The organism is uncultured Mycobacterium sp., assembly GCF_964249325.1.
In the GTDB taxonomy this organism is placed as follows: domain Bacteria; phylum Actinomycetota; class Actinomycetes; order Mycobacteriales; family Mycobacteriaceae; genus Mycobacterium.
Genome location: NZ_CAXUCH010000164.1, coordinates 1 through 9880, shown reverse-complemented (window position 1 = coordinate 9880; position 9880 = coordinate 1). Strand labels below are relative to the sequence as shown.

Genomic DNA, 9880 nt, shown 5'->3' with positions numbered 1-9880 from the left:
GTTGTAGGTAATCGAGCCATCGGTCCGCTTGACAGCTGCCGACGACCCATAAATTCAATATCACCCATCTCCCCCAAACAATAAAAAAAAAATTCCGGTGCCTTTACCCCACGCGCCGTTGGACGCGGCATCGAGGTATTCCTGGAAGTTGGCGGTGGTGCCGGACTGGTCGCTTCGGAACACGACATGGATGGGCTCAGCCGGCAGCGTCGCGTTGGCATTTAGCGCCTTGATCGCCGGATCGTCCCAGCTGGTGATGGCGCCGTTGAAGATCTTCGCCGTTGTCGGCCCGTCGAGAGCCAGCGTGGTTACGCCCTTGATGTTGTAGGTGACCGCAATGGGGCCGAATACGACCGGCAGGTCCCACGCCGGCGAGCCGCAGCGCTGTTGCGCTTTGCCGTGTTCGTCCGAACTCAGCGGTACATCGGAGCCGCCGAAATCGGTCTGTTTTCCGAGGAATTCGGTGATCCCGGCACCCGAACCGTTTGCGGTGTAGTTCAACGTTTGACCTGGGCACGCTTGTTCGAACGCGTTGACAAAGCGGGCCATCGCATTGGCCTGTGCGGTCGAACCGCTGGCCTTCAGCGTCTTGCTGCCGCCGCAACTCACCTTGGCAGCCGACGTACCAGACGTCGGCTGCTGCCCTTGGGGCGCGTGGTTTTCGCTGCCACACGCGGACAACACCAGTGCGCCGGTGGCCACGACACCCAGCGCGGCGCCAAATCGGTTGACTTTCAAATCAGCTCCTTTGAACGGTTGATGAGCAATACCGATGCTTGTAGCAGATCGGTGACCCCGCGAGGCAAACGCCGCATGGATTCCCGGTTAACAAGAGCCTGACCCACCTCGGCGAACGTATCACGCGGGCAGCCGTCCCAGTCGAAAATTCGGGAGGTCGCCCGGACGCCTGATCGCGCGAACGAGAAGCCAGGGCTGCTGTTGTCGACCGAACCACAGCCATTGCGCCTGGCTCACGGCGCCACGCCTTGCTAAATCAATCGCTTGACTTAACCAGCAGCCCGCCGATTAACTCGTCGGTGTGGTCAACGAACTTGCCGGCAAAGTCGCGATCGTCACCGGCGGCGCGTCTGGGATCGGTGCAGGAATCGTCGAGAAGTTCCTCGCCGAGCGCGCCAACGTGGTGATCGCCGACATCGATGCCGGCCGAGGCGCCGCGCTCGCCGAACACCATGGCACCGAAGCGGTTTTCCGGCAGAGCGATACTGCAGAACCCGACCAGGTCGCTGACCTGGTGGCGTTCGCGGTGCAGCAATTCGGCGCGCTCGACGTCATGGTCAACAACGCCGGCATCTCCAGCAGGATGCATCGCAGCTTCCTCGAGGATGACCTCGCTGACTTTCACCGCGTGATGGCGGTCAACGTGCTCGGCGTGATGGCCGGCACCGCGACGCTGCGCGTCAGATGGCAGCCAGCGGGGGCGGGTCGATCATTAACATTTCATCGATCGGCGGGATCCAGGCCGGAAGCGGTGTGATGACGTATCGTGCGTCCAAGGCGGCGGTCATCCAGTTCACCAAATCGGCCGCAATTGAGTTGGCGCACTATAATATTCGGCTCAATTGCATTGCCCCCGGCAATATCCCCACACCGATTCTGGCCTCCGCGGCGAAAGACATGACGCCCGAGGAGGTTGAGCGGTTCGAGCAGGTGGTACGGCAGCAGATGCGCGCGGATCGGCCTTTGCAGCGCGGAGGCACACCCGAGGATGTCGCCGAGGCCGCCCTCTATTTCGCTACCGATCGATCCCGCAATGTCACCGGCACAGTCTTGCCAATTGACGGCGGAACCTCCGCAGGCAAGGCGATCAGGCGGCGCAGCGCGCCGCAGTAGCGCCAAGTTTAAATCAAGCGCTTGACTTAACCGCCGGTGAAGGATTGACTAGGCGTCGTGACAACGGCGAGAACCGCGCGCACGGAGCGGGCCAGCACGACGCAGGAAGCGATCCTGGCCGCGGCCGAGCGGCTGTTCGCCGAGCATGGGGTTTTCGCTGTGTCCAACCGGCAGGTCAGCGAGGCGGCCGGCCAAGGCAACAATGCCGCGGTGGGCTACCACTTCGGCACCAAGACCGACCTGGTTCGGGCAATCGAACATAAGCATCGGGCACCGATCGAACAGCTACGTGAGGAGATGGTGGCCGACCTGGGCGACTCCGCCGACATGCGCGACTGGGTGGCCTGCCTGGTGCGCCCACTGACCGAGCATCTGGCCGCGCTCGGCAGCCCCACGTGGTACGCGCGCTTCGCCGCCCAGGTGATGACCGATCCCGCCTACCACAACATCTTTGTCAAAGATGCGCTCAGGTCACCGTCTCTGGTGCAAGTGATCGACGGCATCAACAGCTGCCTACCCGAGCTGTCGATCGACGTTCGCGTCGAGCGCAATGTAATGGCCCGAAACCTGCTCGTGCATACCTGCGCCGATCACGAACGTGCCCGGGCCCGCGGCGTTCGCAAACTCGGCGTAGCCGAGCGCAGCGGGACGCCGCCATTGAACACCGGCGCATCGGTGCCGCGGCGGAGCTGGCACGACGCCGCGTCCGGTCTCATCGACGCCATCGTCGGGCTGTGGTTGGCGCCCGTCACACCGTTGGAAGGCAGCTGCAGATGAAGTAACTGTGGATCAATACAAATGCGCCTCCTCGGGAAACTGCGTGATGCTCGCACCTGAGATTTTCGACCAGCGTGCGAGGACGGCGTCGTCGTGCTGCTCAACCCGAACCCGCCGGCCAAGCAGGCCGACGACGCCCGCGCCGCCGCCGCGGGCTGCCCTGCACTGGCCATCCACATCGAGGAGTGAGAAGTGTCGGACACCCTCACCGGAACTGAAACCGAGGCGGCCGCCAACGTCCCGGAATATCCGATGGTCAGAGAAAACGGCTGTCCGTTCGCTCCACCACCGGAAGTACTGGCACTCGGTCAGTCCAAACCGCTGAGCCGAGTGCGGATTTGGGACGACAGCACGCCGTGGCTCATCACCGGCTATGAAGAGGTGCGGACGCTGTTCTCCGATCCGCGCGTCAGCGTCGACGACCGGCGTCCCGGTTTTCCGCACTGGAACGAGGGCATGCTGTCGACGGTGCACAGGCGCCCGCGGTCGGTCTTCACGTCTGACGCCGAAGAGCACACCCGGTTCCGGCGGATGCTGTCGCGACCGTTCACCTTCAAACGGGTCGAAGGGCTGCGGCCGGTGATCCAGCAGATCACCGACGAGCACATCGACGCCATGCTGGCCGGCCCAAAACCGGCTGCCTCGTCGCCGCGCTGGCCCTGCCTGTTCCGTCTCTGGTCATCAGCCAGCTGGTGGGTGTGCCGTATGAGGACGCCGAGTTCTTCCAGCACGACGCCAACATCGGGCTGGCCCGATACGCAACCGGAGGACACCGCCAAAGGTGCGGCCGGGCGAACGGGTCAGGGCCGGCGAGATCAGTGTCCGCGAAGGCGCTCAGCTGGGCACGGGGCTGCTGATCGCCGGACACGAGACCACCGCGAACATGATCGGGCTCGGTGTGCTGGCGCTGCTGGAGAACCCCGGCCAGCTGGCGGTGCTGCGGGATACCGACGACCCGAAGATCATCGCCAACGCGGTAGAGGAACTGCTGCGGTATCTGTCCATCATCCAAAACGGGCAGCGTCGGGTCGCGATCGAGGACATCGAGATTGGGGGCCAAGTCATCCGCGCCGGCGAGGGCATCATCATCGACTTGGCGCCCGCCAACTGGGATCCCAAGGTCTTCGACGAACCCGACCGCCTCTATCTGCATCGCTCTAAGGCCGGCCAGCATGTCGCATTCGGTTACGGCAGGCACCAATGCGTGGGCCAACAGCTTGCCCGTGCCGAACTGCAGATCGTGTACCACACGCTGTTTCGCCGCGTGCCCAGCCTGAAACTGGCGGTTCCCGTCCAAGACATCCCGTTCAAACACGACCGGCTCGCCTACGGCGTCTACGAATTGCCGGTGACTTGGTAGAACGCCTACACCCGATCAGCCCGCGATGACTAATCTCGACACCACGGCGATCCGATTGGAGGGTCAAAAATGTCGACTCAAACGACAAGCGTCTCGCTTTACCCGCCGGAAGGATATGGCGCACCCAAGAATCGACGTGGCCACGCCGACCTCAGAAACGTCGGCTTGCCGGAAGGGACTGTGGTTTTCTCGGCGGACAACCACATTTCACTGGCCGAGGACATCTTCTACCAGCATTTCCCCGACGACCTGAAGGACAAGGCGCCGCGGATCTGGTATGAGGACGGCGCCTATCAACTCGGCCGCAAGGGACAGTCGTTTTTGCCCGGGGATTTCAGCGCGGTACTGATGCAATACGACGACCTGCCGGGGGCCGGGAGCACCAACCTCGAGGCACGAATCCAAGAGCTGCGCGAAGACGGCGTCGATAAGGAATTGGCTTTCCCCAACGCCGTGTTGGCGCTTTTCCACTACCCGGACAAGCACCTTCGCGAGCTGGCGTTCCGGATCTACAACGAGTACATCGCCGAGCTACAAGAGCGCTCCAATGGCCAGTTCTACGGCGCCGGGCTGATCAACTGGTGGGATCCACAAGGCACCCGCCGCACCCTCGCCGAACTGAAATCCTTGGGCCTCAAGACATTCCTGTTGCCGTTGAATCCGGGCAAGGACGACGACGGCAACATCATCGACTACGGCAGCGATGCCATGAGCGCGGTGTGGGACGAGATCGAAGACGCCGGCCTTCCGGTCACTCACCACATCGGTGAAACCCCGCCGAAAACTCCATGCCAGTACAACAGTGTCGTGGTGGGCATGATGATCAACATCGATGGATTCCGGGAGATGTTCTCCAAGTACATCTTCACCGGCATCCTCGACCGGCATCCCAGGCTGCGGATCGGCTGGTTCGAAGGCGGGATCGCTTGGGTGCCCTGGGCCCTGCAAGACGCCGAGCATCTGGTGGCGTCGTATCTGCACATGTTCAATCGGCCCCTCGAGCACGACCTGCGCTACTACTGGGACAACCACATGAGTGCATCGTTCATGGTGGATCCGCTGGGACTGGAGCTAATTGACCGGATCGGTATCGACAAGGTGATGTGGTCATCGGACTACCCGCACAACGAAAGCACCTACGGTTACTCGGAAAAGTCGCTCGCGGCGGTCGTGAACGCCGTCGGACCCGAGGCGGCCGCCCGAATCGTAAGCGGCAACATCACCGAATTTTTGGGCCTTTAAGGCGGGTTCGTGACGACGTTTATGCAGACACCGTCGTCTGCCTCCGCCATCCCGGAGGTACCCGACCTGACCCGTATGCGGTCGGAAACGGGCGCCAGGCTGCGATCGGCAATGGCCGGCCGCGGCGTCGACGCGTTGGTCTTGCTGGGTAACAGCAACGTTGCCTATGCCGCCGGAGTGAGTTGGCCGTTGGGTGAAGCCGGCTTGTCCTATGTGGAACGCCCGGTTGCGGTGGTGCTTGGCCGACGACCCGTGGCCGCAACTGTTTTTGCCGTTCCGCGAAGGCGCCGCCTCGGAAGCGGGTCTTCCCGCAGACCATCTGCACGGCCCGCTGTATTTGGAATTCGACGAGGGTGTGCAGCACTTCGCCGGAGCGGTCCGCGATTTGATCCCAGCCGGTGCAGTGGTCGCGGTGGACGAATTCACCGGGGCGATGCGCCGAGCACAACAGCAGTTGTTTCCGTCTGGGGGACCGGTCGATGCCGCCCAGGTGGTGGGCGCGGACAAGGTCGTCAAGTCCCGTGACGAATTAGCCTGTATTCGCAGGGCGTGTCGGATCACCGATGAAGCCATGGTTGACGTCCAGGCGGCGCTGGCGCCCGGCATCCGCCAGATCGACCTGTCGGCCAGTTTCTTGCGCCGGGCATTCGAGCTGGGCGCAATGGCCAGCATGCTTGAACCGATCTGGCAAGTAATGCCGGATCGCAAGGCAGACGGGGTATGGACCACGCACGGTGACTTGGCGCTGCCGTTGCTGACCACCGAGCGTGAACTCGCCGAAGGTGACGTGTTGTGGACCGATGTCAGCATCACCTATCACGGCTATTGCTCGGATTTCGGCCGCACCTGGATCGTCGGGCGCGAACCCACACCGCGCCAGCAGGCGCAGTTCGACAAGTGGCGGGAGATCATGGCCGCAGTGCTCGAGGTGCTGCGCGCCGGCACGACTGCCGCGGAGCTGGGCCGCACCGCGACGAAAGCCAATCGCGGGACGCGGCCTTGGCTGCCGCACTTCTACCTGGGACACGGCATCGGGGTGAACGCGGCCGAAACGCCCATGATCGGAAACGATCTCGGCGACGAGTTCGACGAGAATTTCGTGTTCGAGCCGGGGATGGTGCCGGTGCTAGAGCCAGTGGTATGGGAGGACGGCACCGGCGGCTACCGCAGCGAAGCGGTCGTCGTCACCGCCGAGAACGGCTGGATCCCGTTGACCGACTACCCGTATGACCCGTATGGCCACTGAGGTCCTGCCCGACGACCGGGCCCTGCGTGCGGGGCGCCGGGAGCGGGCATTTGCCCAGATGGCGGCGCACGACCTCGACGTCTTGGTGTTGGGACGCCAAGCCAACGTGCGCTATGTGGCCGGAGCGCCGCAACTGTGGGTGGCCGGCACCCGCCCGTTCGGCCCGACCTGTGTCGTGGTTCGCGAAACAGGTGCGATCCACCTGCTGAGCACGTGGGACGAGGGTGTGCCCGACGATATCCCGCACGAAAATCTGTACGGCATCACGTGGAACCCGATGAACACCATCTCGGTGCTGCAACGCATCGACGGGGCAGCGACCACCAAACACGTTGGTACCGAAGCGCTGTCGCCTGGATTTGCGCAGCTGCTGCCGATGGCCTTCCCCAACGCGGAGCTGGTCGACGGGGAGCCTGCCATGCGGGACGCTCGCCGGGTCAAGACACCCGAAGAGGTGCACGCCCTGCGCGAGGCCACCCGGGTGGCCGAGCACGCGTTGGCGGCGGCGGTGGACGAGCTGCGCCCGGGAGTCAGCGAGAACGCCTTGGCCGGTGTCCTGCTGGAGGCCATGACGGCCGGCGGGGTCAGCACCCCGTCGACCCAGGACGTCGCATGGGTGACTTCGCGCGAACATCCGTGGCGGCGGGGGAGCGACGACGGGCGGGTGCGGTCCGGCGACTTGCTGGCGCTCTCCGCGGGCGTGCTCGCCGGTGGCTACACCGGCGAAGTTGGCCGCACGTGGCCGGTCGGCGAACCGGACGGTGCTCCCGACTTGTACCGGCGCTGGGAGGCGTTGTGGCACAGGCTCTACGATGCGTGCCGGCCGGAAGCACCGACCAGTGACGAAGTCGAACCGGTCGCCGACCAACGGATCCAGACAACGCGCGCAGAATTCACGGATCTTGGGTTCCAGCGCATTGACCTTGCGCGGCGGGAAAATTCGAGCCAGCAGCTTGCGGTGGACGTCGTGCAGCGGCGGGTCCTCGAAGATCACGACGCCCGGCGGCATCTCGATGTTCGCCTTGATCAGCTCGAGGATCGCCCCCCGCGCCGAGCTGAAAGTCTCGTAATCGACCAGCGCCCGGTCGACATCGGCGAACCGGCTCAGCGCATAGAAGTCGTGCTGCTCGTTGTAGTACAGGGGCGCTTCCTCGCGAAGCCTGCGAAACATCCCATACGGGTCAGCGTTGAGCTCAACGTTGTACGGGTCGCAGTAGACGTCGCTGGTAGCGCTGACTGTCACCGATATCGCCTCTCGGCAAACCAAGTCATGGATAGGTCATACGCCGTCGCATGTGAACTCTGTCATCCGGCTTTACCAGTGCCAACGCCGGATACATTTATGCTACTTCGCACTCTTGGTTCTTAAGAATCCAATTCTCAATTCGTACGATAAGCCGAATAGATTCCGCCGGAAAAGACGGCGTGGCACGACCATGCTCGGTGAGCGGTGACGCGTTACCCAAGAGCGGTAATCTAATTCTCACGCTTGTGGCTGACGAACCCGCGCGAGCAGAAGTCCCACACTTCCTCTGCGGTGAACGGATGAGCTGTCGCGTCGTCGGCGCCGCCGCTGGACTGCGCAATGAACATGACCGTCTGCATCGTCATGGCGGCCATCCGCCTGGGGTTGATCTCGGCGCGCAACTGGCCGGCTGCGGCCGCCTCTTCCATCAGTTCGGTGAGCAACGCCAGGAGCGGCGCGTGGGCGACCTTGACCTCAGCGGGATGGGAAACCAGCAAACGCGGTGCGAAGTCGGTGAACAGCGGCCGCTTTGCAGTGGGATCGGGACGCGACGCCTCGAACAGCAGCTGCACAGCGACTTTCAATCGCTCCAGCGGGTCGGAATAACCCGCAGTGGCCGCCCGAATCTGATCGGCTGACCGGCTCAGCGCGTCTTCGAACAGGGCAAGCAACAGCTCATGCTTGCCGTCGAACTGCAGGTAGAAGCTCCGCAATGACTGACGGGAGCGGTCGACAACCTCTTGGACGGTGAAGTCTGTGCTGCCCTTTTCGATGATGATGGCCTGCGCGGCGTCGAGGAACCGCTGCACGCGTTGCGCTGCACGCAGTTTGGCCGTCTTGATGGAGCGCTCGACCGCGCGCTGTTTCCAGGCCGGTTCCTCGCTAGGGCTGGTCACGGGCGGCTCGGATGATTGCCGCGACGGGAGAACATGGTTGAACTGTACAGGAGAACGCCGTGCCATCGGTCTCGTGGACCCCCTCACAGACGCCGTGTCGGAGATTGTAACTTTCCTATCGTGAGAATAGTATTCTCTTGCTGGCGTCCAGGGAAGCGGAATGCTGATAGTCGGACGCCGCGGCGAGGAGTACCCATGCAACTGACCTTTGGTGCCGAGGTCGAGGCTTTCCGCGCGGAGTTCGTCGCTTTTCTCGACGAGCACCTGCCCGACGAAGCGCACGCAGTCGAGCGGCCGCGTCGTGCTCGCACATCCCGGACTGGGCGCGGACCTGGCAGCGGCTGTTGTTCGACCACGGATGGTTGCTGCCCGGTAATCCCCCGGAGTGCGGCGGCCGCAATGCGACGATATTGCAGCAGGCTCGCCCGCGACCGCTACGCCACCCTAGTCATGGATACCTACGCCCTGCAGCTGCTCGGCTCAGCTGCCCTCGCGCGCGCCGACCGCGGCGAGGAGGAACTGCCCGCGCTGTCGGTCCTGAAGTTGCTCGGATCCGAAGCGGTGCAAAGCGCTTCCGAGCATGCGCTGAACGCGGCCGGTGCCGATGGGTTGGTGCATCCGGCGGTGACCGGGCCCGTCGCACCGCTGAACCTTGATGCCCATTACGGCAGTTGGTTCGACCGCTACTTCCGCAGTTTTGCCGGCACCATCGCCGGTGGCACGTCGGAGGTCCAGCGCAACATCATCGCCGAAAGAGTCCTCGGACTACCGCGCAACTGACTGGCGGCCAGTTTCACGGCGATTGTGAATTTGACGACGCCACCGCGGCGTGTCGCGGAGCTAGATACACCTTCGGCGGCGGGCGGCTTAAAGCTGCGCCAGGCGCGGCGCAAAACCCTTCGCCCGCAACACTGCTCCCGACTCTCGGGTGAGTTCCCTTGCGCTGCCCAACATTGCGTCGAGAACCAAAACCCGCTTCACGTGACGGTTCAGCTCGTGCTCAGCGGTAAAGGCGAGCCCGCCGAGAACCTGCTGACAATGCCGCGCCGCGGTCAACGCGGCCTGGCCCGCCGCAGCCTTCGCCAGCAGGCACCCGAGGTCATCGGAAGCGGCCTGAAGGCTAGCCTCCGCGCCTTCAACGGCGACCAGAGTCTCGGCCAGCCGGTGCCGAATCGCCTGGAACGAAGCGACGGGCCGACCGAATTGGATCCGGTCGAGGGCATGCTGGCGTGCCAGCGCCAGCATCGCTCGACCGCTGCCGA

At 63.7% G+C, this 9880-nt stretch carries 5 protein-coding genes and 7 pseudogenes; 8 read left to right on the top strand and 4 right to left on the bottom strand.

Features of this window, described 5'->3' with window-relative positions; all coding sequences use genetic code 11:
- Positions 1 to 738: pseudogene (gene pstS / locus ACFE99_RS17985) on the bottom strand (phosphate ABC transporter substrate-binding protein PstS); the annotation flags it as partial.
- Positions 739 to 1039: 301 nt separating this feature from the next.
- Here pstS and ACFE99_RS17980 point away from each other — a divergent pair.
- The 7 genes and pseudogenes from ACFE99_RS17980 to ACFE99_RS17950 form a co-directional block, all read left to right on the top strand.
- Positions 1040 to 1851: pseudogene (locus ACFE99_RS17980) on the top strand (SDR family NAD(P)-dependent oxidoreductase).
- Positions 1852 to 1908: 57 nt separating this feature from the next.
- Positions 1909 to 2628 carry a TetR/AcrR family transcriptional regulator gene (locus ACFE99_RS17975; protein WP_375487628.1) on the top strand — a complete coding sequence of 240 codons (720 nt, stop codon included), beginning with the start codon at positions 1909 to 1911 and terminating at the stop codon, positions 2626 to 2628.
- Between the two features lie 46 nt (positions 2629 to 2674).
- A pseudogene (locus tag ACFE99_RS17970) lies at positions 2675 to 2817 on the top strand (4Fe-4S domain-containing protein).
- Positions 2818 to 2820: 3 nt separating this feature from the next.
- Positions 2821 to 3988 (top strand): annotated as a pseudogene (locus ACFE99_RS17965) (cytochrome P450).
- Positions 3989 to 4168: 180 nt separating this feature from the next.
- Positions 4169 to 5230 (top strand): amidohydrolase family protein, encoded by a 1062-nt coding sequence (locus ACFE99_RS17960; RefSeq protein ID WP_375487630.1) that lies wholly within the window; start codon positions 4169 to 4171, stop codon positions 5228 to 5230.
- Between the two features lie 21 nt (positions 5231 to 5251).
- Positions 5252 to 6476 (top strand): annotated as a pseudogene (locus tag ACFE99_RS17955) (M24 family metallopeptidase).
- Positions 6466 to 7308 (top strand): annotated as a pseudogene (locus ACFE99_RS17950) (M24 family metallopeptidase); the annotation flags it as partial. The pseudogenes ACFE99_RS17955 and ACFE99_RS17950, both read left to right, overlap by 11 nt.
- A 5-nt stretch (positions 7309 to 7313) precedes the next feature.
- On the opposite strand, the pseudogene ACFE99_RS17945 reads toward ACFE99_RS17950, so the two are convergent.
- Positions 7314 to 7719 (bottom strand): annotated as a pseudogene (locus ACFE99_RS17945) (cytochrome P450); the annotation flags it as partial.
- 233 nt (positions 7720 to 7952) lie between these two features.
- Complete coding sequence (locus ACFE99_RS17940) at positions 7953 to 8618, bottom strand: TetR/AcrR family transcriptional regulator (protein WP_375487626.1); 666 nt, start codon at positions 8616 to 8618, stop codon at positions 7953 to 7955.
- A gap of 33 nt (positions 8619 to 8651) precedes the next feature.
- Between ACFE99_RS17940 and ACFE99_RS17935 the strand changes: the two genes are divergently transcribed.
- Positions 8652 to 9398 carry an acyl-CoA dehydrogenase family protein gene (locus ACFE99_RS17935; RefSeq protein WP_375487624.1) on the top strand — a complete coding sequence of 249 codons (747 nt, stop codon included), beginning with the start codon at positions 8652 to 8654 and terminating at the stop codon, positions 9396 to 9398.
- Positions 9399 to 9485: 87 nt separating this feature from the next.
- Here the strand turns inward: ACFE99_RS17935 and ACFE99_RS17930 are convergent.
- Positions 9486 to 9880: acyl-CoA dehydrogenase family protein (locus ACFE99_RS17930; protein WP_375487621.1), on the bottom strand; the 395-nt coding region annotated here is incomplete at its 5' end.

Coding starts and splice junctions, on each gene's coding strand:
- ACFE99_RS17935 (WP_375487624.1), top strand. CDS start 8,652: ATGGTTGAACTGTACAGGAGAACGCCGTGCCATCGGTCTCGTGGACCC.